The following is a 24,072-nucleotide window of genomic DNA, read 5'->3' as shown; positions in this document are numbered from 1 at the left end:
AATTATTCAAGAGTGCATGAGCACTGATCACCACCACGCCAGGTGGCGGCAGTCCGGCCTTGTCCCTTTTGCGAGGTAACCCCGATGTCACAGCCCAACCTGAGTGCTGAAGTCCTGCTTTCGGCACTGGAACAGGCCATAGACGCAACCATTATTATCAATGATACGAATGATGTCATTTTTTTCAATAATGCTGCGTCCAACCTATGGGGCTTGGACAAGGCGGACGTATTAGGCAAGAATGTAAACATCCTGGTGCCGGCACTGCACCGTACCGGTCATGATGCCTTTATCGACCGTAATCGGGAAAGCGGTCTCAACCGCATTGTCGGCACATCACGCGAGGTCGAATTCACCCGCGCGGATGGCGAATATGTGTGTGGTGAACTATCCCTTTCCAAGGTGATCACCGATACCGGGCGCATCTTCTACATGGGGGTGATGAAGAACGTCACCGATGAAAGCCAGCAGCGCAAGATCCTGATCCTACAGAACGACGTACTGCAGGCGCTGGCCAGTGACATGCTGATACAGGACGTGGCCGACCTGTTGTGCCGCCGGGTGGAAAGCTTTGTGCCCGGCACGGTGGCTGTACTCATGCTCATCGCACCCAACGGGCAGTTGCGCGTGCTGGCCAGCCCCACCCTGCCCAAGCGGTATCGCGCCTCGCTCGAGAGCCTGTACATTTCTTCATCCGAGCAGGAAAAGCTACGGCTCGACCCCAAATACACCACCCGCCTAATCTGGGACAGCTACCGCTCGCTGGGCGTATCGCTGGGGTTGCAGCAGTGTTTCTGCACGCCGGTCAAGACCCGCTCAGGGCAGGTGCAGGGCATTTTTGCCCTCTATGCGCGTGAGGATCAGGGCCGCAATACCTGGCCGCAGCGCATTGTCGATTCATGCATACCCTTCTGCGCGCTGGCCTTCGAGCAGAATGCAACGAAGGAGCATATCTCCCACCTTGCCAATTTTGACAGCCTGACCGGCCTGCTCAACCGCTCTTCGGTGCACAAGGTCATTGAAAGCATGATCAGCAAGCAAGATGGCAACCGGCAGTTCGCCATCTTCATGCTCGATATCGACCGCTTCCGCGATATCAACGATGCGCTTGGCCATGTCTATGCCGACCAGTTCCTGATCGAAATCGCAGCCCGCATCCGCGCCATTTCCCTGGATGGCTATGTGGTCAGCCGCTCGGGCGGGGACGAGTTCGTGGTCGTGGTGCCCAACTGCCCCAACAAGGACGCCACCACCTTTGCCGAGCGCCTGCTTGCCACCATCGCCAAGCCACTACAGATAGGCGAGAATACGCTTACCATCTCGTGCAGCATCGGCATCAGCACTTATCCTGATAACGGGCCGGACAGTGAATCCCTGCTCAGCACCGCCGACGTGGCGCTGCGCCAGGCCAAGGAAGACGGACGCGGCACTTTCCGTTTCGCCAACCTGGAGAAAAACCAGATCGCGCAGGACCGGCTTGTGCTTGGCTCGGCGCTACGCGATTCACTGGCCAAGGGCATGCTGAACCTGCACTACCAGCCGCAGGTACGCACCCACACGCTGGAACTGAGCGGGGTGGAAGCGCTTTCACGCTGGCACCACCCCACTTTGGGCAACATCTACCCCTCCCGCTTCATTGCCGTGGCGGAAGAAACCGGCCAGATCGAGGCGATCGGCCGGTGGTCCCTGCTTGAAGCATGCCGCCAGATCGTGAAATGGGATGCCGACGGGGTGTTCGTACCCACTGTTGCCGTCAACCTGTCTGCCGTGCATTTCCGCAACCGCGCGCTGCCCGAGCATATCGCAGCCCTGCTCAGGGACCATAACCTCAAGCCTGCGCGCCTGACGGTGGAAATTACCGAAAGCGTGATGATGGACAGCAGCAGCGATACCGAGGAAGTGCTCCAGTCCATCCGTAACCTGGGCTGCGGGCTGTCGATGGATGATTTCGGCACCGGCTATTCCTCTCTCTCACGGCTTACGCGCCTGCCGCTGACCGAAATCAAGATCGACCGCAGCTTCATCAACGATTTTGAATACGACACCAATGCCCAGGCCGTGACCATGGCCGTGATCGGCATTGGCAACAGACTGGGCATGACGGTCGTGACCGAAGGGGTCGAGACCGAGCAGCAGCGCGCCCTGCTGGAGGAACTGAACTGCGACGTGATGCAGGGCTACCTGTTCGCCAAACCGCTGGCCCCCGATGACCTGGAAAAATGGGTGAAACACCACAAGACGATCCGCGCCATCCTGCCTGATGCCGGGACGGCCAAAAATGTTCCAACAAAAAAGAAATCGTCCTAGTTTACACTGATACAAGTCCCGGTTTTCCGCTCCGTTTTCGAGGTAACAGAATGTCCGCTCAACATGACAACAGGCTGCGCGCCCTTACGCATGAAGACGCCGATTTCTGGGCGGATGTAGTCGATAACGTACTGATCGTGGCCGTGACCGACCGCAGGGGGGTCATTACCTACGTCAATGATAAATTCTGCAAGATCAGCCAGTATTCGCGCGAGGAACTGCTGGGCCACACCCACCGAATCCTGAATTCGGGGGAGCACGGCAAGGCTTTCTTTCGTGACATGTACCGCACGCTCTACGCAGGCGAGACGTGGCACGGCAGCCTGTGCAACCGGGCGAAGGATGGTAGCCATTACTGGGTGGCCACCACCATCATCCCGCACCGCGACGCCCATGGCGAGATCAGTGGGTTTGTCGCAACCCGTTTCGAGATTACCGAGCTTATGAACACCAAGGTCCGGCTGAAAAAACAGGCCGCGACCGACATGCTGACCGGGCTGCTCAACCGTGGTGGCTTCAACGCCAGCCTTGTCGCGGCGGTAGAAGCCAGCAAGCGCCGCAATCCCGACCCGCAGGTACTGGTCATGTTTGACCTGGACGGGTTCAAGCCGGTCAATGACATCCATGGCCACCATGCGGGTGACGAGGTACTCAAGACCATTGCGACCCGCCTGATCGAACTGGTCAACACACAGGATGCCATAAGCCGACTGGGTGGGGACGAATTCGCCCTGATCCTGAATAAAAGCCTGAAGGTCATGCCGCTTGAGACCATCCTGAGCAAGCTGCAGAACTTACTGGAAGAACCGATCATGCTGGAAAGTGCGACCGTGCGCATTTCCGGCAGTATCGGTGCCACCCTCATTACCAGCGAAGATACGATGGAGGGGCTGCAGAAGAACGCCGACGTGGCGGTCTATGCCGCCAAGCAGGCAGGCGGCAAGCAGGCGCGCATGTTCACGCCCAGCCTGCACAAGACCACGATGGAGCGCGCCAAGATACTGAAGGAAGCGCGCAAGGGCGTGATGCAGAAACAGTTCGAGGTGTATTACCAGCCCATCCTCAACGCCCGCACCGGCCGCATCGAGCAGGCGGAAGCCCTGATGCGCTGGCACCACCCCGAGCGTGGGCTGCTTTCAGCCGGGGCGTTTACCGATGTCTTTGCTGATTCTGCCCTGGCCCAGATCATGGAGACGCATCTGGTGCAGTCCTTTCATGATGATATCCAGAAATGGAAGGAAGCAGGCCTGCCCAGCCTACGGCTGGCGGTCAACCTGTCGCATCTGGACCTGCTTAACCTTGAACAGCAGATCGACCTGTTCAGCGAGATCCGGCAACTCAACCTTGATCCCAGCACCTTCATGCTGGAAGTGACCGAACAGATGCTGCAGGGACGGCGTGCGGAAAAAAGCCGCCTGCGCCTGCGCGGTCTGGCGGAGGACGGGTTCGGGCTTGCCATGGACAATTTCGGCTACGGCACGGTACGCCTTTCCACACTGTGTGAACTGCCGCTGCAATCACTCAAGCTCGACCGTTGCCTGGTGCGCAATATCGATACCGATGACAAGGCACGCAGCCTTATCGCCTCACTCATCAAGCTTGGCCATGGCTACAATCTGGCCGTAACGGTGGAAGGAGTGGAAACACAGGAAGAGTTCGATACCGTGCGCAAGCTTGGGGTGGATTACGTGCAGGGCTTCTTCATCTCGCGCGCGGTCTCAGCCACCGAACTGATCCGCATCACGCGCGAAGAAGCCTGGAACCCGGTGCTGAGCTAGAGCCGGTCCTGTTTGAATGCGTACATTCAAACAGGTGAAGATGCTTATAAAAACAATAAACTGGAACATTTTCCACTGAACCGGTTTTTGGTGGAAATGCTCTAGTCTTACCTCCTGTTAAACAATAAAGAAGTTTTTGGTGAAGCTTTTTTCAAAAAGCTTCAGGAGCTATCGCCTTTCTGAAAAAAGACGGCCCCGGAAACCTTTATTACCTTGCAATACCAGCGTTGATCACCAACCTGCCACCCGTCATCGCATAAGACATGCCGATACTGGTGCGAGGCAGAAATCCCCATAAAAAAACCACCCGACAGACATCCTGCCGAGTGGTTCCATTACATATGTCGTAGCGGCAATCAGATATGGATGGCGCGCTTGTCTACATCCAGTGCCGCTTCCTTTACTGCCTCGCTCAGCGTGGGGTGGGCGTGACAGGTGCGGGCAATATCTTCCGACGAGGCACCGAACTCGATCGCCATGGTGCATTCGGCAATCAGTTCGCCCGCCATCGGGCCGATAATGTGGACGCCCAGCACCTGATCGGTGGTGGAGTCGGCCAGAACCTTCACAAACCCGTCCGTCATGCCGATGGCGCGCGCACGACCATTGGCGGTGAAGGGGAATTTGCCAACCTTGTAGGAAACACCTTCTTCCTTCAGGTTTTCTTCGGTCTTGCCAACGGTTGCAACTTCCGGCCAGGTATAGACCACGGCGGGAATGGCACCGTAATTCACATGGCCTGCCTGCCCTGCCAGCAGTTCGGCAATGGCAACGCCTTCTTCCTCAGCCTTGTGGGCCAGCATCGGGCCTGCAATCACGTCACCAATGGCATAGATACCCGGCACGCTGGTGGCGTAATGCGCATCGGTCACGATCCGACCACGCTTGTCCAGTTCAATGCCCGCTTCTTCCAGCCCGAAGCCCTTGCTGGCCGCCGTACGGCCAATGGCCAGCAGCACCACGTCGGCTTCCAGAGTCTCGGCCGTACCGCCCTTGGCGGGTTCCACGGTCAGGGTCACGCCCTTGGCGCTCTTTTCAGCCTTGGTTACCTTGTGACCCAGCTTCATCTTCAGGCCCTGCTTGGTCAGGATGCGCTGGAAGGTCTTGGCCACTTCGTTATCCGTACCCGGAACCAGACGGTCGAGATATTCGATCACCGTCACATCCGCGCCAAGGCGATGCCAGACACTGCCCAGTTCCAGCCCGATCACGCCGCCACCGATCACCACCATCTTCTTGGGAACAGCGGAGAGCTCAAGCGCGCCAGTGGATGTGACGATCTGCTTTTCATCCACCTCGACACCCGGCAGGCCCGCGCTGTCGCTGCCACTGGCGATCACGATGTGCTTGGCCGTGACCGGCTTGCCATCAACCGTGATGCGGCCCGTGCCCTCGACCTTGCCAGTGCCCTTGAGCCAGGTGACCTTGTTCTTCTTGAACAGGAACTCCACGCCCTTCACATTGGCTTCAACCACGGACTGCTTGCGCGCCATCATCTTCGCCAGATCCAGCTTCACGCTGTCGATGATGATGCCCATGTCGCCATATTCATCCTTGGCGGCATGAAAGTTCTCGGACTGTTGCAGCAATGCCTTGGAGGGGATACAGCCCACATTGAGGCAGGTGCCACCCAGTGTCGCGCGCTTTTCCACGCATGCCACCTTAAAGCCAAGCTGGGCCGCACGGATGGCGCATACATAACCACCGGGGCCGGCACCGATCACGATCACATCGTAATCCGTCTCGGCCGGGGGCTGGGCGGCGGCCTTGGGCGCGGGGGCGGCAGCAGCAGCAGCCGGGGCAGGCTGGGCGGGTTTGGCAGCAGCCGGAGCGGGGGAAACGGCGGGCTTGCCACCGGCACCGGGCGTAAGCGTGGTCAGCACGGTGCCAACCTCGACCTCATCGCCTTCCTTCACGGCATGCGCACCCAGTACGCCCGCCTGCGGGGCGGGAACTTCCACGCTGACCTTGTCGGTTTCCAGTTCGGCGATCGGGTCATCGGCATTGACCGCATCCCCCGGCTGCCGGAGCCATTTGGCAACCGTGGCCGTGGTCACACTCTCGCCCAGCGTGGGCACCTTGATGTCGATTGTCATAATCTCTTGTCCAGCTTGCGTTGCGGTTGCGCTTGGGGGCCACGCACAGGCGTGGCCCCGGCAGGCAATCAGACCTGCAGCAGCAGACGGCGCGGATCTTCCACGTTCTGCTTGACCCGCACAAGGAAGCTCACTGCCTCCTTGCCGTCCACGATCCGGTGGTCATAGGTCAGCGCGATATACATCATCGGACGGATCACCACCTGCCCGTTCACGGCAACCGGTCGGTCCTGAATGGCGTGCATGCCAAGGATGGCCGACTGCGGCGCGTTGATGATGGGTGTGGACATGAGCGAGCCATAAATGCCGCCATTGGTGATCGAGAACGTACCACCGGACAGTTCATCGATCTTCAGCGTGCCTTCGCGCGCCTTCTTGCCAAAGCCTGCAATCGCGCTTTCGATCTGGGCGAAGCCCATCTTGTCGGCATCGCGGATCACGGGCACGACCAGACCGTTGGGACCACCCACGGCAATGCCGAGGTTGACGAACTCACGATAAATCACGTCATCGCCGTCGATCTCGGCATTGATGGCCGGGAACTCCTGCAGTGCCGCAATGACCGCACGGCTGAAGATGGACATGAAGCCCAGCTTCACGCCGTTATGCTTCTTGATGAACAGGTCCTTGTACTCGGCGCGCATCTGCATCACGCCGGACATGTCCACTTCATTGAACGTCGTCAGCAGGGCTGCGGTGTTCTGAGCGTCTTTCAGGCGGCGCGCAATGGTGCGGCGCAGGCGCGTCATCTTCACGCGTTCCTCACGCGGGTCATCCTGACGCGGCGGGCGCGGGGCAGCAGCGGGCTGGGCCGCGCGCGGCTGGGCAAGAAAGCTCTGCACGTCACCCTTGGTGATACGACCATCCTTGCCGGTGCCGGTACCGACCTGGGCGGGGGAGACACCCTGCTCGGCCATGATCTTGCGCGCGGCTGGGAAGGCTACGGCAGCCGCACCCTGTGCCGCAATGTCAGATGCCGGGGTGGCCGGACGGGCGACCGGACCGCTGGCCGTGGGCTGGGCCTGCACGCCGGTGGGGGTCTCCTTCTTGGGGGCGGGGGCGGCTGCCGGTTTGGGGGCGGCGCCGCTACCAACTTCAATGGTGGACAGCACGGTACCGACTTCCACTTCCTCGCCCTCGGGCACCAGCAGCGGGCCAAGCACACCGGCCTGCGGAGCGGGGACTTCCACGCTGACCTTGTCGGTTTCCAGTTCCACCAACGGCTCATCTTCGTTCACCGCATCACCCGGATGCTTCAGCCACTTGGCAACGGTTGCTGTGGTAACACTTTCACCCAGTGTCGGTACCTTGATCTCGGCAGACATGTCTTGTTTCCCAATCCCTTGCCGCCCGGACACACCCCAGGCATGCCCGAACGGCCTTATCATTATTCTGGGGTGCGGCCGCAGTGCCGCCCCCTTAACCCTTTACGCGTAACCGGTAGCGGTCAGGCGCTTACACCCAGCGCCTTGTTCACCAGCGCCGCCTGTTCGGCCAGGTGCACCTTGGCAAGACCCGTGGCCGGGCTTGCCGCTGCCACGCGACCGGCATAGACGGGCCGTGTGCTTTTGTGGCCAACCGATGTCAGCACGCCTTCGATCCGGCGATCGACAAAGTTCCAGCCCCCCATGTTCGCTGGCTCTTCTTGGCACCAGATCACCTTCGCCTGCTTGTAGCGGGCCAGTTCCTCGGCCAGCATCTTCTCGGGGAAGGGATAGAACTGCTCCAGGCGCACGATGGCGACATTGTCCAGCTTGCGCTCACGGCGTTCGGTGAGCAGGTCGTAATAGACCTTGCCCGAACAGATCACCACGCGGTCCACTTTGGCCGGGTCTGCAATCTGGTCGATCTCGCCAATGACAGGCAGGAAGCGCGTACCCGGCCCGAAATCCTTCAGCTCCGACACCGCCAGCTTGTTACGCAGCAGTGACTTCGGCGTCATGATGATCAGCGGCTTGCGGTAATCCAGGAACAGCTGGCGACGCAGTGCGTGGTAGTAGTTGGCGGGCGTGGTCAGGTTGCACACGCGCATGTTGTTCTCGGCGCACAACTCGAGGTAGCGCTCCAGACGGGCGGAGGAATGCTCCGGCCCCTGCCCTTCGTAACCATGCGGCAGCAGCATGACCAGACCGGACATACGCAGCCACTTGGTCTCACCCGATGCGATGAACTGGTCGATGATGACCTGCGCGCCATTAGCGAAGTCACCGAACTGGGCTTCCCACAGCACCAGCGCGTTGGGATCGGCCAGCGAATAACCGTATTCAAAGCCCAGCACGCCAAACTCGGACAGGAGCGAGTTGTAGATCTCGATCCCCGCCTGCTCCTTGGCAATGTTGTTAAGCGGCACATAGGTATTCTGGTTGACCTGATCGATCAGCACCGCATGGCGCTGGCTGAAGGTGCCGCGCTGGCAGTCCTCGCCCGACAGGCGGACCTTATGCCTGTCCAGCAGCAGGGTGCCAAAACCAAGCGCCTCACCCGTTGCCCAGTCGATTCCCGTGCCCGTCTCGAACATCTTCGCCTTGGCCTTGAGCTGGCGAACGATCTTGGGGTTGGCGTTGAAATCATCGGGCACACGGGCCAGGGCCGCACCCACTTCCTTGAGCGTGTCGATGGCCACACCCGTTTCCGGTGCAGGCAGGGTCGTATCAACCGGCGGCGGCTTCAGCCCCTTCCATGCACCTTCCAGCCAGTCAGCCTTGTTGGGCTTGTAGCCCTGTGCGGCCTGATAGGCTTCTTCCAGCTTGTTGTGGAAGCCATCCCACTCGGCAGTAACCTCGGCTTCGGTCAGCACGCCTTCGCGCACAAGGCGGTCGGAATACAGCGTGCGGATGGTCGGGCGCGCGGCAATGGCCTTGTACATGATGGGCTGGGTAAATGACGGCTCATCGGACTCGTTATGGCCGTGGCGGCGATAGCCCACGATGTCCAGCACCACGTCGGATGCGAACTTCTGGCGGAACTCGGCTGCAAGGCGCGAACAGTAGATCACCGCTTCCGGCTCATCGCCATTCACATGCAGGATCGGGGCCTGCACCGCCTTGGCCACGTCCGTGCAGTAAAGGCCAGAGAAGGAATGGACCGATACGGTGGTGAAGCCGATCTGGTTGTTGACCACGACGTGGATCGTGCCGCCGGTGCGGTAGCCGATCAACTGCGACATGGCCAGCGTCTCGTACACGATGCCCTGACCGGCGAATGCCGCGTCACCATGCAGTAGCACACCCATGTGGCGGCCACGCTGGGTGTGGTCATCGTCATCCTGTGTTGCACGGACCTTGCCGATCACGACCGGGTCCACCGCCTCAAGGTGCGAGGGGTTGGGCTGCAGCGAGATATGGACCGGGGTGCCCGCGATCTCGACATCGGTGGAGGTGCCGAGATGGTATTTCACATCGCCCGAACCCTGCACGTCGTCGGGCTTGAAGGATGCCCCGGCGAATTCGCTGAAGATGGCGGTGTAGGGCTTGCGCACGATGTTGACCAGCGTGTTCAGTCGCCCACGATGCGGCATGCCGATGGCCACCGAACGTACGCCGCCCTTGGCCGCCTGGTCGATGATCGCGTGCAGCGCGGGGATGGTCACGTCCTCGCCTTCAAGGCCGAAGCGCTTGGTGCCGACATAGCGCTTCTGACAGAAGGACTCGAAGCCTTCCGCTTCGGTCAACTGCTGCAAGATGACCTTCTTCTGGTCCGGGGTTGCGCCCTTGCGCCAGTTGTCACCTTCCAGCCGCGCCTGCACCCACATGCGCTGCTCGGGGTCCTGGATGTGCATGAACTCGGCACCGATCGGCCCGCAATATACCGCGCGCAGGGCATCGAGCACCTGGTTGATGGTGGCGGTGTCCGACCCGATCAGGCTGGCCACGATGTGACCGAGATAGATCGGGCGGTCCAGGTCCTTGGGGCCGAAGCCGTAGGTGGCCGGGTCCAGGTCGGCATGGGGCTTGGGCACCTGCAGGCCCAGCGGGTCCAGCCGGGCTTCAAGGTGGCCGCGCACGCGGAAAGCACGGATCAACTGCGTTGCGCGCAGGCTGTCATCGGCTGCCGCCTTCAGCCCTTCCGTGGTGACGCCCGCCGCGTTGCCATTTGGCAGGGGGGCTGGCTCATCACCGGTAATGATATGCGGGCGCGGCGCCCAGGAGGCCCCTTCCGCATCATGAACGATTTCCGCCCCTTCCTCATGCAACTCCTGGAACAGGGAGGCAAAGGAAGGATCGACGCTATTGGGATCGGCCACCCAGCGTGCATACAATTCAGCCAGATAGGCCGTATTGGCGCCGCTGAACGCGGTCGAAAGAATATCTACGCCCGCCATATTGAAGACATCTCCTCGCTGGCGGCCTTTGTGGCCGCGCTATTTTCGGGTCCGGCGACACTCTCACCAGCCCGATTTGTATCGCTACCCTAGCCGCACCCTAACCCGGATGCCGCCGTCATTCATCAGGAGCAGGTCTGCTTGCCGCGCATACTGACATTTTCGTGCCTGCCCCGAAGCGGGTGGGGCAAGGCGCTGCAAAACATCATTATCCGCAGCCATGCGCCCGGCTGATGCGAACTCGCCCATACTCAAACAAAGACAGTGCCGCTTGCCTACCGCCCCGGCAGTCACACCACCGCCATAACCGTCACGATGGCGTGACCCCTTCGTCATTTCAGCCGTTTATGCGTTCAGGTGCGGCAGTTGCATGTAGGCGGCGCTCTGCATCTCCTCCAGCCGCGAGGCCGTGCGCTCGAACGCGGTCGCTCCCTGTCCCTTCGCATAGATGGCATCGGGCCTGTCTTCGGCGGAAGCGAACAGCTTGACGTTCTGCTCGTACAGCGTATCGATCAGGACGATGAAGCGCCGGGCCTCGTCAAAATTATCCGGCCCCATGCGGGGCACGCCATCAAGCACGAGATTGGGAAAGCGCGTGGCCAGCGCCAGATAGTCCCCCGCGCCGAGCGGCCTGCCGCACAGGTCGGAAAAGCTGAAGCGCGCGACCGGACCTGCGGCCTGCGCCACCTTCAGGCTACGACCCATGACATCGAGTGTGACCGGCACGACCGGGGCATCCGCCGCAAGGCGGGTGAAAATGGAGTCGAGTGCGCGGCGCGCCGCGTCATTGGCGGGGATGATCCATGTCTGCATGCCGGGTGCGTTGCCGCGCCGGTAATCACGCGGGGAATCGAGGATGACGGTATCCACTTCCTTCAGGATTGCGGCGATGAACGGCTTGAAGGCATCCGCACCGGGGCGGTCCTGGAACAGATCCTCGGGCTTGGTGTTGGAAGTGGCGACCACAACCACGCCATCGGCGAACAGGTAATCGAACAGGCGACCAAGGATCATGGCATCGGCAATGTCATTGACCTGAAATTCATCAAAGCACAGCAGCCACGCTTCCTGCGCAATCTGGCGGGCCAGTGGCGGGATGGGATCGGCAAGGTCGGGATCGGCATCCTTCATGTCATGCAGGCGCTGGTGCACATCCTGCATGAAGCGGTGGAAATGCACCCGGCGTTTGTGCTCCACCGGTGCAAGGCTGAAGAACAGGTCCATGAGCATGGTCTTGCCCCGCCCCACCTGCCCCACCATGTAGACCCCGCGCGGGCGGGGGGGTTCGGTGGCGGGGCGTGCCGCCAGACCCAGCCGTGCCTTCAAACCGCCCAGCCAGCCTGTGGCCTGTGGCGCGGCCTGCTGGACCACGGGGTGATAATCACGCAGTTCCCGCCACAGGCGGTCCAGCCTGCGGGCAGCCTTTTCCTGCTCGGGATCACGATCAAGACGGCCTGAAGCCACGCGGGCCTCATAGGCGGCGAAGGGGCCGGTACCTGCGGGCAACGCCGCAGAGGACGGGCGGGCGGGGGCTATGTCCATGTTCATAATAATCTGGCGATAGTCCGTTCAAAAAACCCCTTCAAGGGCACAAACTCGCTAAACTGTGTCATGACAGGGGTTCTCTCCATCTGGTGAACTAAAAGCATTCGAAATGGAGAGTTTGTGATGACTGACTGGAACGCCTACCGCGCCCATCTGGGCGAGTCCGTCCGCGCCTTTGCCACCCTTTCGCCCGATACGCTGAAGGGACTCCAGACACTCGACGGCGCGGCCGCGAAAACCGGCAAGCTGGATGCCAAGACCCGTGAACTGATTGCGCTGGCAGTTGCCGTGACCACCCGGTGCGATGGGTGCATCTCCGTCCATTCCACCGCCGCCGTGAAAGCCGGCGCCACCAAGGAGGAAATAGCCGAGGCACTGGGCGTTGCCGTAGCCCTGAACGCAGGGGCCGCCATTGTCTATTCCAGCCGTGTGCTGGATGCGGTGGATACCGTTAAGGACTGAAAGGCGCACCATCTTGCGAGGGGGCGGTTATGGCCCTAATCTTGCCCCCTCAACCGATGCGCTTGCAGGATGGCATGATCCAACCCGTCACCCCCGACTATGCGGCATTTGAGGGCGCGCCCGTTTCCACCGCGCCTTTCCCCCACATGGTCGTGCCGCATTTCATCAGGCAGGCGGACCTGCAGGCCCTGACTGCCAGCCTGCCCATCATCCGCTCGGGCGGGTCCTTCCCGCCACAGGCGCTCGGCCTCTCCCCGCTCATGACACAACTGGTGGCGGAACTGGAGGGGCCACGCCTGCGCGGGCTGATCGCGGGCAGGTTCGGGCTGGACCTTGAGGGCGCGCCCACCATGCTGACACTTCGCGGCCGCACGCGGGCACGGGACGGGCGTATCCACCGCGACTCCGACAGCAAGCGCGTAACCGTGCTGCTGTACCTGAACGCCGCGTCCGAGGGCGATGCCTGGTCGCGCCATGAAGGCTGCCTGCGCCTGCTGCGCGGCCCCGATGACCTGGAGGATTTCGCCGCCGAGATCCCCCCCGTAAACGGCACGCTTCTGGTCTTTCCCAACGGGCCGGAGACCTGGCATGGCCATCGGCCCTATGTCGGGCCGCGCTACACCATCCAGCTTAATTACATGACAAACGATACCCGGGCACGAAACGAACTGCGCCGCCACCGGTTATCCGCCCTGACCAAACGCCTGCCATGGGTGGCATAGGGCGACAGCCGCACGACCATCGTTTAGGCACGAGCAGGGACCAGAATGGTCCTGTTATCCGGTTTTACGACATGTCGAGGTTTCCAAGCGCCATGCATCTGCACAAACTGACCGCATCCCTCCTGTCCGCCAGTCTGGCGCTGGGCATTATGGCGGCAGCCGTACCAGCAGCACACGCCCAGCCTTTCCGCGGGGGGCCTGGGTGGCATGGTGGCCCGCCGCCGGGTCGTGGCTATGGTAGAGGCTGGCATGATCACCGCCGGGGCGGCGGCGCGGGGCTGGCCATAGGCAGCGGGATCGCGGGGCTGGCTGTTGGCGCCATGCTCGGCAGCGCGATGGCCGAACGCGGTGCGGTTGCCCCGCCGCCCGCCTATTACCCGGCCCCGCCGCCCCCGCCTCCACCGCCAGCCTACTACCCGTATTACTACCCGTATGGCGGCGGTTACTGAACCGCTGTGGCATGCCACACCGCACATTGATCATCCCAGCCAAGGAAAATAAATACCATGATGCTCCGCCGTTTCGTGCCTGCCGCCGCCCTAATCCTGCTTCCCGCCATGGCCATGGCGCAGGTGCCTGCCACCCCGCAGCCGACAGCCTCCAACCCGACCGCATCACTGGCGCATACACCGCGTGACCTGGCGCCGGAGCAGGTCGAGGCCCATATCAAGGCCCTGCATGACCAGTTGCGCATTACCAAGAAGCAGGAAGCCCTGTGGACGCCCTTTGCTGAGGACATGCGCGCCAACGGCCAGCGCCTGCATGATGCCATCGAGGCCCGCCGTGAAAAGCTGCCGCAGATGAACGCGGTGGAGAACATGCAGTCCTATGCCGATCTGGTGGAAGAGCGCGCACGGGACATGCAGACCCTGAACTCCGCCTTCGCCAGCCTGTATGACAGCTTCAGCAAGAAGCAGCGCAAGAATGCCGATACCCTGTTCGCGCAGGGCGATACCGAGCATGCCGAACAGCAGCAGGCCCGCGCCGCGGCAGCGCAGTAATCTGTCTGCAGCCACAAAAAAGCCCGCTCCCATGAAAGGAGCGGGCTTTTTTAATACAAGTTTCCGGGTACGGCCTTTTTCAAAAAAGCGATATTCTGGTGAAGATTTTTGAAAAAATCTTCACCAGAAACTTCTGTCTTTTATGCCCCGTCAAGCGGGTACCATGTCCGCCCGTCGCGCTGGAGCAGTTCATCGGCCCTCTTCGGGCCGGTTGTGCCCGCAGCATAGGGTTCCGGCCCTGCACCATCCTGCGCCCAGGCCTGCAGTACGGGATCGACCGCCTTCCATGCCGCCTCGATATTATCGGCGCGCTGAAACAGGGTTTCATCGCCAATCAGGCAGTCATACAGCAGGGTCTCATATCCCACATTGGGGCTTGCGGCGAAGCTGTCCTCGTAACGGAAGCGAGCCTGCACATCGGTCAGGTCCATTTCTGGCCCCGGCTTCTTGGCCCCCAGTTCCACCGTCAGCCCCTGAGCGGGCTGGATGTTGAGGATGATGCGGTTAGGGGGGAGTTCGTCCGTCTCGGTATTATGGAACATCAACATGGGCGGCTTGCGGAACTGGACCACCACCTCCGTGCGGCGGCCACCCAGCCCCTTGCCGGTGCGCAGGTAGAACGGCACTCCCGCCCAGCGCCAGTTCTCCACATGCAGCTTGAGCGCCACATAGGTCTCGGTATTGCTGTGGGGGGCGACGCCGGGGCTTTCGCGGTAGCCGACCATCGGTTTGCCCTCCACCGTGCCCGCCACGTACTGCCCGCGCACCGCATCCGCCGGGTCGATCGGGGTCACGGCCTCGAACAGCTGTTCCTTGGCATTGCGCACGCTTTCGGCATCGAATGTGTTGGGCGGTTCCATCGCCACCATGGCAAACAGTTGGAATAGGTGGTTGGGCACCATGTCGCGCAGCGCGCCGGTGGGTTCGTAAAACGCGCCGCGCTGTTCCACGCCAATGGTCTCGGCGGCGGTGATCTCGATATGATCCACGTATTCATTGCGCCACAGTGGCTCGAATATCAGGTTGCCAAACCGCATGGCGAGGATGTTCTGCACCGTCTCCTTGCCCAGGAAGTGGTCGATTCGGAAAACCTGCGACTCGTCCAGCACGGACAGCACGCGGCGGTTGAGTTCCTTCGCACTGGCCAGGTCTGATCCGAACGGCTTTTCAATCACCACGCGGCGGAAAGCACCTTCCTTCTGCGTAACGACAGCGGCCTTGCCCAGCGTTTCCACCACGGGAGCAAAAAAGCGCGAGGGGATGGCAAGGTAGAAAATGGCGTTGCCGGGCAGCTTTTCCCCCAGCGCGCGAATGGCGTCCACATCCGTGAAATCCGCCTGCACGTATTCCAGCCGCTCCGCCAGCCAGTCCCATTGCGCGGCATCGATGCTGGGGGGATGGAACTCCGCATTGGGATCAGTGGTGAAGGACTGCATCATCGCAGTCAGCCCGTCGCGCCACTGCTTGGTGGTGCTGTCCACGCGATCCACGCCAATGATGCGGAAATCCGCGTCCAGCAGCCGGTTGCCCGCCAGATTGTAAAGCGCCGGCATGAGCAGCCGCTTGGTCAGGTCACCATGCGCGCCAAATATGACCAGGGTGCATGCGGGGGCCGGGCGCACGCCCGCGGGCATGACAGGATGCGGGGCCGCGGAAGCAGGTGTTGTGGAAATGTCAGATGATAGGGGCATGATCTCTCTAACCGTCCTTGCCTGTGCGCCACATGTTGAACAGGCGGAATAAACCGCCTGCGCGCTGGCGCAATGGATCAAGCGTGCACCGGGCACGCACCGATGGGCAATGCCTAGCACCGCATGGCACGGGCAACCTTGACCTTACCCCCGATTCGATTCCCGGTTTTGGGCCAGTCGTGCTGCTTGCACCTTCGCAGCACAGGCTCTAGGTGTCGCTACAGTTATCCGGCCCCGGCCTTTTGCCTGAATGGCCGGGCATGACAGGACAGGAAAGAACATCATGGGTTACCGCGTTGCGGTGGTGGGTGCCACCGGCGCTGTGGGGCGCGAAATCCTCAAGACTCTGGCCGAGCGCCAGTTCCCTGTGGATGAGATCGTGGCCCTCGCCTCCGCCCGCTCGGCGGGCAAGGAAGTCTCGTTTGGCGACAAGAAAGTGCTCAAGGTCCAGAACCTCGAGACCTTCGACTTCACCGGCTGGGATGTCGCCCTCTTCTCGCCCGGCGGCGCGGTTTCGGCCAAGCATGCGCCGCGCGCGGCCAAGGCTGGCTGCATCGTGATCGACAACACATCCCACTTCCGCATGGAACCGGATGTGCCGCTGGTGGTGCCCGAGGTCAATCCCAACGATGTGAAGAAGGCAAAGCGCGGCATCATTGCCAACCCCAACTGCTCGACCATCCAGATGGTGGTTGCACTCAAGCCTCTGCATGACCTGTTCACAATCAAGCGCGTTGTGGTGGCGACCTATCAGGCCGTGGCCGGTGCGGGCAAGAGCGGCATGGACGAACTGTTCAACCAGTCCCGTGGCAGCCTGGTGGGCGACCCGCTCAAGGCCGAGCAGTTCACCAAGCAGATCGCCTTCAACTGCATTCCCCACATCGACCGTTTCATGGATGACGGCGCGACCAAGGAAGAATGGAAGATGACGGTCGAAACCCGCAAGATCCTTGATCCCGACATTGCGGTTTTCGCCACCTGCGTGCGGGTTCCCGTGTTCATTGGCCATGCCGAGGCGGTGACGGTGGAATTCGAGGAACCCGTTGATATTGAACGCGCCCGCGCCGCATTGCGCGAAGCGCCGGGCGTGGTGCTGCACGACAAGCGCGAGGATGGCGGCTACGCCACTCCGCTTGAGGTGGCAGGCGAAGATGCGACCTATGTCTCGCGCCTGCGCATTGACCCGACCGTGCCCAACGGACTCGGCTTCTGGTGTGTAGCCGACAACCTGCGCAAGGGCGCGGCACTGAACGCGGTCCAGATTGCCGAGACGATGGTCGCCCTCGACCTGCTCGGGCACTGACATACACCCCGCCAGACTGCCCTGAACGGCGGTCTGGCGAGGTTGTACCGCCGTGGCGATGGCCGGGCGTCTCTCAACCTCGTGTTCCGGGCGTGCGTTGACCCGGACTTCTGCCGGGCGTAGGACCGAATTCAGACAAGGCGACGGAACAAACCGAAGCCATAACAGGGAAATTGACGAGACGACCATGCAGGATGTCCGTGATGCGCTCTATGTAGGGCAGCGAAGCGACGGAACTCTGACCAGGCGGCCTATGTCCCCACACCTCCAGGTCTACCGCTTCCGTCTTTCCATGTTTCTTTCCATCGCAAACCGCGCCGCCGGTGTTGCAGCCGCGGGCGGCTCGGCACTTGGGCTGTGCTGGATCAACGCGGCGGCGAAGGGACCCAAATCTTTCAGCAAGGTGCAGAAGGTCACCGGCAACCCGCTGGGGCAGCTGCTGCTGGCCGGGTGGGCGCTGGCGCTGGTCTACCACTTCGTGGCGGGGCTGCGCCACCTTGCGTGGGACAGCGGCTACCGCTTCTCCAAAAAGGAAATCAACGATGATGGCCCGGTGGCCGTGGGCGTGACCGTGGGCACGACGCTGGCGCTGGTGACCACCATCCTTGGTGTCGCGATCTGTCGTTCCCGCAAGAAGGCATCCTGACCATGAGCAATATGAAGAAGCCACATATCACGGTCATGCGTTCCCAGCTTTCGCGGGCACGCGGCCTGGGCTCGGGTCAGGCCGGTGTTGGCCACTGGTGGGCGGAACGTGCATCGGCGGTGGCCCTTGTGCCGCTGTCGGGCTGGTTCGTGATCCAGGTGTTCCGTCTGGCGGGCGCATCCCAGCCGGAAGTGGCGAAGTGGGGCGCGCATCCATTCAACACGACCATGATGCTGTCGCTGGTGATCCTGACCTTCTACCACACCCAGCTTGGGCTGCAGGTCATCATTGATGACTACGTGCACGGCAAGGCGCACCTGCCCGCAGGGCTGCTGATGAAGGGGATCGTCTTCCTTCTGGGGCTGTTCGGCACGGTTTCCGTACTGAAGCTGGCCCTTGCCGGCAGCACGAAGGGGCAGGTTGCCGCGGGCTGAGCCCCCGGTACCCCTTTCGCGCTGAACATGACATTCGCGGGCAGGCGGGCGGTTCATGCCGCCGGCCGTCCGAACGAGCATCGGGACACGTCCAAGAAATGAACGCGACCACTTCACCACTCACCGGCTCCTACAGGGTTGTTGACCACGCATATGACGTGGTTGTCGTAGGCGCTGGTGGCTCCGGCCTCCGGGCCACGCTGGGCATGGGGGCCGCTGGCCTCAAGACCGCCTGCGTGACCAAGGTTTTCCCCACACGCAGCCATACCGTGGCCGCCCAGGGCGGCATTGGCGCATCGCTTGGCAACATGGCCGAGGATAACTGGCGCTGGCACATGTACGATACCGTCAAGGGATCGGACTGGCTGGGTGACCAGGACGCCATCGAATACATGTGCCGCGAGGCAGTGCCTGCCGTGCAGGAACTCGAGCACATGGGTGTGCCCTTCTCCCGCACGGAAGATGGCAAGATCTACCAGCGCCCCTTCGGTGGCCACATGCGCAATTATGGCGAGGCGCCGGTGCCCCGCGCCTGCGCCGCCGCCGACCGTACGGGCCATGCCATCCTGCATACGCTGTACCAGCAGTGCCTCAAGCATAACGTCGAATTCTTTGTCGAATACTTCGCCATTGATCTGATCATGGATGAAGAAGGCGCGTGCCGTGGCGTCATGGCATGGTGTCTGGAAGATGGTACGCTGCACCGCTTCCGTGCGCAGAAGGTTGTTCTGGCCACTGGCGGCTATGGCCGCGCCTACCATTCATGCACCTCCGCCCACACCTGTACCGGTGATGGCGGCGGCATGGCGATCCGTGCCGGCCTGCCCATGCAGGACATGGAGTTCGTGCAGTTCCACCCCACCGGCATCTTCCCCGCAGGCTGCCTGCTGACGGAAGGCTGCCGTGGCGAAGGTGGCTACCTGACCAACTCCAAGGGCGAGCGCTTCATGGAACGCTATGCCCCCACGGCCAAGGACCTGGCATCGCGTGACGTGGTCTCGCGCGCCATGACCATCGAGATCAACGAAGGTCGCGGCTGTGGCCCGGAAAAGAACTACATCATGCTCCACCTTGAGCATCTTGGCCCCGAAATCCTGCACGAACGCCTGCCCGGCATTTCGGAAACGGCGCGCATCTTCGCGGGTATCGACGTGACCAAGGAGCCCGTGCCGGTGCTGCCGACGGTGCATTACAACATGGGCGGCATTCCCACCAACTATCATGGCGAGGTCATCCGCCCCACGGCTGATGATGTCGATGCGGTGGTGCCCGGCCTGATGGCGGTGGGTGAAGCAGCCTGCGTGTCGGTGCATGGCGCCAACCGCCTTGGCACCAACTCCCTGCTCGACCTTGTGGTGTTTGGCCGTGCCGCTGCCCAGCGCGCCGCAGCCACCATCAAGAGCGAGGAGACGATCCGGCCGCTGCCCGAAGGCGCAGGGGATGCCGCGATCGCGCGTTTCGACCGCCTGCGCTACGCCAAGGGTAAAACCCATGTTGCCGATATGCGCAGCAAACTGCAGCGTACCATGCAAAAGCATGCCGCCGTGTTCCGCAATACCGAAAGCCTTGCGCAGGGTGTGGAAAAGATCAAGGAAATCTGGTCGGAAATCCCCGATATCTCGATCAATGACCGCTCGCTGATCTGGAACAGCGACCTGATGGAAGCGCTGGAATTCGAGAACCTGCTGGCCAACGCCACCGTTACCATGGCCGGTGCCGATGCCCGCCACGAAAGCCGGGGTGCCCAGGCACATGATGACTACCCCGACCGTGACGACAAGAACTGGATGAAGCACACCGTCGCCCACATGACCGACGCGGGCGATGTCACGCTTAGCTACCGCCCCGTGCACATGAAAACGCTGACCGACGATGTGCAGGTCTTCCCCCCCAAGAAGCGCGTCTACTGACGTAACGGCGGAAAAGGAACGAGACGATGGTCGAATTCAGACTGCCAAAGAACAGCACGGTGGGCAAAGGCCGCATTTTCACGGCCACGCCCGGTGCCAGCAATGTCAAGAACTTCCGGATCTATCGCTGGAGCCCGGATGACGACAAGAACCCCGTGGTCGATACCTACGAGATTGATCTGGACAAGATCGGGCCGATGGTGCTCGACGCGCTGATCCACATCAAGAACGATGTCGACTCCACACTAACCTTCCGGCGCTCCTGCCGTGAGGGGATCTGCGGATCGTGCGCGATGAACATCGCGGGCGAGAACACGCTGGCCTGCCTCAAGCCCATCCGGGACATTGAGGGAGACATCGCGATCTACCCGCTGCCGCACATGCCGGTCATCAAGGATCTGGTGCCGGATCTGGACGGGGCCTATGCCCAGCTGCGCTCGATCGAGCCGTGGCTCAAGTCCGACACGCTGCCGCCGCCGGATTCGGAACGCCGCCAGAGCATCGAGGAACGCGCCGAACTGGATGGCATGTGGGAATGCATCCTGTGCTTCTGCTGCTCCACCTCGTGCCCGTCCTACTGGTGGAATGGCGACCGCTACCTTGGTCCGGCAACGCTGCTGGCGGCCTATCGCTGGATTGCCGACAGCCGCGACGAGCATACGGGCGACCGGCTGGATGCACTGGAAGATCCGCTCAAGCTCTATGCCTGTCGCACGATCATGAACTGCACCCAGACCTGCCCCAAGGGCCTGAACCCCGCCAAGGCGATCGGGCGGATCAAGGAACTGCAGCTTGAACGCAAGGCCTGATACCGGGCTGATGCATTCCTGATTGACGTAAAGGGCGCTGGATGTGAAAAATCCGGCGCCTTTTTCGTATCCGCCCCAGCTGAAAGGACAGGATCAGTGTTTGAGGGAAACCTGTCCACCCCCACCGGCCGCAGCCGCGCCTGGATCGACAGCCTGTTCGTGGACCATGCGATCCTGCGCCAGACCTGGACCAATTTCCGCACGGTCATTCCCGGCCGGGTCTATCGCTGCAACCACCCGACACCATGGCGGCTACGGCTGGCCACGCGGCGCTACGGGCTGAAAACACTGGTCAACCTGCGCGGGCACCGTAAATGCGGGTCCGATGCCCTGTCACGCGAAGCGGCCCATAATATCGGCCTGACCCATATCGACATGGCATTTGAAAGCCGCAATGCCCCGCACCGTGACCGCATAGAACGCTTTGAGCGGATTTACCACGACATCCGCTTTCCCATGCTCATGCACTGCAAATCCGGTGCAGACCGCACGGGGCTGGCGGCAGGGCTTGTCATCTTGTTCGAAGGGGGCACGGCACAACAGGCGCTACGCCAGCTTTCATGGAAGAACGGCCACTTCAACACTTCACGCACAGGAGTGCTTGATGCCTTCTTCCTGCGCTACCAGGCAGAAGCCGAAGGGCGCATTGCGTTCATGGACTGGGTCCGCACCGAATATGATGAAGACCGCCTGCGCGCGGACTTCCGCGCGGGTCGGATCGCGGCCTTCATGAATGACAAAGTCCTGCGGCGAGAATGATCCCGCTGTTTCAGTACGCCCCCATTGAACGGACAAGGTCAAGCACGCGGCGGCGTGTGCTGCTATCCTCGATTCCATAATAGGCCCGCACCAGTTCGATGGTCTCACGGCGCGAGAAGAGACCCAGATCCTCGGTAGCAGCGGACGAAGGCGTCTCGGCTACCACCATAGTCTCGGCAAGCTGCACGCCCGGCTCGGACACACCTTCCGGCCCGGCCGTGCCCGCATCCATGCTGTCAACCGCGTCGGGCAGCCCCACAAAGAAAAAAGCCACCGGGACATCCAGGACACAGGCCAGATCATACAGCCGTGACGCCCCCACCCGGTTACGACCGCGCTCGTATTTCTGGACCTGCTGGAATGTAAGGCCCAGGGCATTGCCCAGACGCTCCTGTGACATGCCCAGCAATGTGCGCCGCAAGCGGATACGGTTACCAACATGCACATCAACAGGATTGGATGTTGCTGGCATTTTCCCGGTCACAATAATGGCCTTACCTTCCGTGTCTGATATTCTAGAGCCCACCGAAAAAGAGAATAATTTTGATGTCTGTCCCGGATGTTAAGGCTTTCTAAATCAAATCACGCTATAATATATCCTATTTTTATATGGAATCATTCCAAGACAAGGCTGGAATGCATAAAATTTTCCAATGCTGCGAAAGAGAGAAAAAATTAGGAAAATATTCATGCATTTTAAATGCATGAATATCGGCCCCTCAGTTACTGCTTAGGTCGGCCAACCGGGATCAACCCGCACGTTTACTGCGCCAGAAACCAGCCAGACCGACAGCCAGCACAAGCACCAGCGGAATCCAGCGCCCGAACCGGCCAAAAACCGTACAGGGCAGGGCATCAGGCACGGCATGGACCAGCACCCCTTGCAGCCCCCAACCCAGACGCGCAAGTTCATGGCCACGACCGTCATAAACGGCCGAGATTCCGGTATTGGCAGCACGCGCCACCGGCAGGCCTTCTTCTACCGCACGCATCCGCACCGCTGCCAGATGCTGGCGGGGGCCTGCGCTATTGCCATACCAGGCATCGTTCGTGCTGTTCAGCAGCCATGTCGGCCGGTCATGGGGATCAACGACCTGCCCTGAGAAAATCACCTCGTAACAGATCAGCGGCCCCACCGGGGCAATGCCGGGCAGGTGCCATGTCTGTACTGCAGGGCCGGGGGTCATTCCCTCCCCCGGCACAACATGAAAGGGCAGAAGTGCGGGCTGGTACTCACCAAAGGGAACCAGATGCGCCTTGTCATAAACGGCGGCGGCCACACCATCAGGCGGCAGCAGAGCCGCCATGCTGTTACGCCAGTGATGGTCATCCTGCAGCCATCGCACGGTACCGATCACACCAGCATCAGCCCCCTGGCCTGCCTGCGCGATCATGGGGCGCGCAATGTCATCTTCCAGCAACAGGCCGGGAAAGGCCGATTCAGGCCAGGCGAATACGACCGGCCGCCCCTGTGCCTGCGCAACACCCTGTGCCACCCCCTCACGGGTCAGGCCAAGATAGCGGCGAAAGATCGCAACATCTGCATTCCCGGAAATCTTGTCGGATTCCGGCACATTGCCCTGCACCAGTACCACTTCGGGGTTATGACCATAGGTATCGTGCAGGCTGCCCAGACGCAGCGCACCGGCCCCGACCCACACCACCACAAGACCCAGACAGGCCAAGCGCCCCACACGCTGGTATAACGGCGCAAGCGAGAGCAGGCAGGTCAGCAGGGTCAGTCCATCCACCCCGATCCAGGCAGCGGGCTGGATCAGGACATCGCCCGCAAAGCCTGGAAATTCCCAGACACTGCCCGGCGGATTCCATGGGAAACCGCTGAATACATAGACCCGCGCCATATCCGTCAGGGTCCATAGCGCGGCCAGAACCACCAGCCGCCCCGTGCCGCGCGGCACAAGCCGGGACACACCGGCCGACAGAGCGCTCAGCGGCGCCAGGATCAGCGCACAACCGGGGGAAGCGAGTGGCACCAGCCACCAGAAATCGTCCGCCCGCAGCAAGATGGCATACATGAGCCAGTACAGCCCGACACTGTACAGTCCCATGGCAAACAGGAAACCGCGCCTTGCCGCCTCCCGCCAACCCATGGCGTTATCAATAGCCAGAGCCAGCAGGCAGAAGGCAACCGGCAGCATGATGACCGCATGGACCGGCGGAAAAGCAAGGGCATAGAGGCCGCCCGCCAGAACCATAACCAGATCGGCCCGCCAGCCGTGCAGGCGGGCAAGTGCCACATATTTGCGCAACAGAAATGTCATGAAGAG

Annotated in this window: 19 protein-coding genes; 12 read left to right on the top strand and 7 right to left on the bottom strand. The window is 61.5% G+C overall.

Going from position 1 to position 24,072, the window contains the following annotated elements; translation table 11 throughout:
- The first annotated feature begins 84 nt into the window (after window positions 1-84).
- A complete protein-coding gene (locus GLX_RS10340) occupies window positions 85-2,307 on the top strand; it encodes an EAL domain-containing protein (RefSeq protein WP_014105915.1) in 2,223 nt (740 codons plus the stop codon).
- 50 nt (window positions 2,308-2,357) lie between these two features.
- Window positions 2,358-4,085 (top strand): putative bifunctional diguanylate cyclase/phosphodiesterase, encoded by a 1,728-nt coding sequence (locus GLX_RS10335; RefSeq protein WP_014105914.1) that lies wholly within the window; start codon window positions 2,358-2,360, stop codon window positions 4,083-4,085.
- Window positions 4,086-4,441: 356 nt separating this feature from the next.
- Here GLX_RS10335 and lpdA read toward each other — a convergent pair whose 3' ends face one another.
- The 4 genes from lpdA to zapE all read right to left on the bottom strand — a co-directional run bounded on the left by lpdA (window position 4,442) and on the right by zapE (window position 12,050).
- Window positions 4,442-6,181 (bottom strand): dihydrolipoyl dehydrogenase, encoded by a 1,740-nt coding sequence (gene lpdA, locus GLX_RS10330; protein ID WP_014105913.1) that lies wholly within the window; start codon window positions 6,179-6,181, stop codon window positions 4,442-4,444.
- Between the two features lie 68 nt (window positions 6,182-6,249).
- Entirely contained in the window at window positions 6,250-7,506 is a 1,257-nt protein-coding gene (odhB, locus tag GLX_RS10325; RefSeq protein ID WP_014105912.1) for a 2-oxoglutarate dehydrogenase complex dihydrolipoyllysine-residue succinyltransferase, read from the bottom strand.
- A 122-nt stretch (window positions 7,507-7,628) separates the two neighbouring features.
- Window positions 7,629-10,502: a 2-oxoglutarate dehydrogenase E1 component gene (locus GLX_RS10320; RefSeq protein WP_014105911.1), complete on the bottom strand. Its 2,874-nt coding sequence runs from the start codon at window positions 10,500-10,502 to the stop codon at window positions 7,629-7,631.
- A gap of 345 nt (window positions 10,503-10,847) precedes the next feature.
- Window positions 10,848-12,050, bottom strand: a complete 1,203-nt coding sequence (gene zapE / locus GLX_RS10315) for a cell division protein ZapE (RefSeq protein WP_014105910.1) — start codon at window positions 12,048-12,050, stop codon at window positions 10,848-10,850.
- Window positions 12,051-12,170: 120 nt separating this feature from the next.
- Here zapE and GLX_RS10310 point away from each other — a divergent pair, with 120 nt between their 5' ends.
- The 4 genes from GLX_RS10310 (at window position 12,171) to GLX_RS10295 (ending at window position 14,232) form a co-directional block, all read left to right on the top strand.
- Complete coding sequence (locus tag GLX_RS10310; RefSeq protein WP_014105909.1) at window positions 12,171-12,509, top strand: carboxymuconolactone decarboxylase family protein; 339 nt, start codon at window positions 12,171-12,173, stop codon at window positions 12,507-12,509.
- Between the two features lie 74 nt (window positions 12,510-12,583).
- Window positions 12,584-13,231: a 2OG-Fe(II) oxygenase gene (locus tag GLX_RS10305; RefSeq protein WP_041247801.1), complete on the top strand. Its 648-nt coding sequence runs from the start codon at window positions 12,584-12,586 to the stop codon at window positions 13,229-13,231.
- Window positions 13,232-13,323: 92 nt separating this feature from the next.
- Entirely contained in the window at window positions 13,324-13,680 is a 357-nt protein-coding gene (locus tag GLX_RS10300; RefSeq protein WP_050856118.1) for a hypothetical protein, read from the top strand.
- A 57-nt stretch (window positions 13,681-13,737) separates the two neighbouring features.
- On the top strand, window positions 13,738-14,232 hold the full coding sequence (locus tag GLX_RS10295; protein WP_014105906.1) for a Spy/CpxP family protein refolding chaperone: 495 nt from the start codon (window positions 13,738-13,740) through the stop codon (window positions 14,230-14,232).
- A 140-nt stretch (window positions 14,233-14,372) separates the two neighbouring features.
- On the opposite strand, the gene zwf is transcribed toward GLX_RS10295, so the two are convergent.
- A complete protein-coding gene (gene zwf, locus GLX_RS10290) occupies window positions 14,373-15,923 on the bottom strand; it encodes a glucose-6-phosphate dehydrogenase (protein WP_014105905.1) in 1,551 nt (516 codons plus the stop codon).
- Window positions 15,924-16,206: 283 nt separating this feature from the next.
- On the opposite strand from zwf, the gene GLX_RS10285 reads away from it, so the two are divergent.
- The 6 genes from GLX_RS10285 (at window position 16,207) to GLX_RS10260 (ending at window position 21,784) form a co-directional block, all read left to right on the top strand.
- On the top strand, window positions 16,207-17,226 hold the full coding sequence (locus GLX_RS10285; RefSeq protein WP_014105904.1) for an aspartate-semialdehyde dehydrogenase: 1,020 nt from the start codon (window positions 16,207-16,209) through the stop codon (window positions 17,224-17,226).
- A gap of 253 nt (window positions 17,227-17,479) precedes the next feature.
- Window positions 17,480-17,872 carry a succinate dehydrogenase, cytochrome b556 subunit gene (sdhC, locus tag GLX_RS10280; protein WP_081477932.1) on the top strand — a complete coding sequence of 131 codons (393 nt, stop codon included), beginning with the start codon at window positions 17,480-17,482 and terminating at the stop codon, window positions 17,870-17,872.
- Window positions 17,873-17,874: 2 nt separating this feature from the next.
- Window positions 17,875-18,306, top strand: coding sequence for a succinate dehydrogenase, hydrophobic membrane anchor protein (sdhD, locus tag GLX_RS10275; RefSeq protein ID WP_014105902.1), 432 nt, complete (start codon window positions 17,875-17,877; stop codon window positions 18,304-18,306).
- A 98-nt stretch (window positions 18,307-18,404) separates the two neighbouring features.
- Window positions 18,405-20,216, top strand: coding sequence for a succinate dehydrogenase flavoprotein subunit (sdhA, locus tag GLX_RS10270; RefSeq protein ID WP_014105901.1), 1,812 nt, complete (start codon window positions 18,405-18,407; stop codon window positions 20,214-20,216).
- Between the two features lie 26 nt (window positions 20,217-20,242).
- Window positions 20,243-21,025: a succinate dehydrogenase iron-sulfur subunit gene (locus tag GLX_RS10265; protein ID WP_014105900.1), complete on the top strand. Its 783-nt coding sequence runs from the start codon at window positions 20,243-20,245 to the stop codon at window positions 21,023-21,025.
- 96 nt (window positions 21,026-21,121) lie between these two features.
- A complete protein-coding gene (locus GLX_RS10260) occupies window positions 21,122-21,784 on the top strand; it encodes a tyrosine-protein phosphatase (RefSeq protein ID WP_014105899.1) in 663 nt (220 codons plus the stop codon).
- A gap of 10 nt (window positions 21,785-21,794) precedes the next feature.
- On the opposite strand, the gene GLX_RS10255 is transcribed toward GLX_RS10260, so the two are convergent.
- Window positions 21,795-22,256: a helix-turn-helix domain-containing protein gene (locus tag GLX_RS10255; protein WP_041247350.1), complete on the bottom strand. Its 462-nt coding sequence runs from the start codon at window positions 22,254-22,256 to the stop codon at window positions 21,795-21,797.
- A 277-nt stretch (window positions 22,257-22,533) separates the two neighbouring features.
- Window positions 22,534-24,066 (bottom strand): apolipoprotein N-acyltransferase, encoded by a 1,533-nt coding sequence (gene lnt, locus GLX_RS10250; protein ID WP_014105897.1) that lies wholly within the window; start codon window positions 24,064-24,066, stop codon window positions 22,534-22,536.
- Window positions 24,067-24,072: the final 6 nt, after the last annotated feature.

The sequence above is a fragment of the Komagataeibacter medellinensis NBRC 3288 genome (assembly GCF_000182745.2).
Classification (GTDB): Bacteria; Pseudomonadota; Alphaproteobacteria; order Acetobacterales; family Acetobacteraceae; genus Komagataeibacter; species Komagataeibacter medellinensis.
The sequence above is the reverse complement of the archived record's forward strand: the minus strand, read 5'-3'. Positions and strand labels throughout refer to the sequence as shown.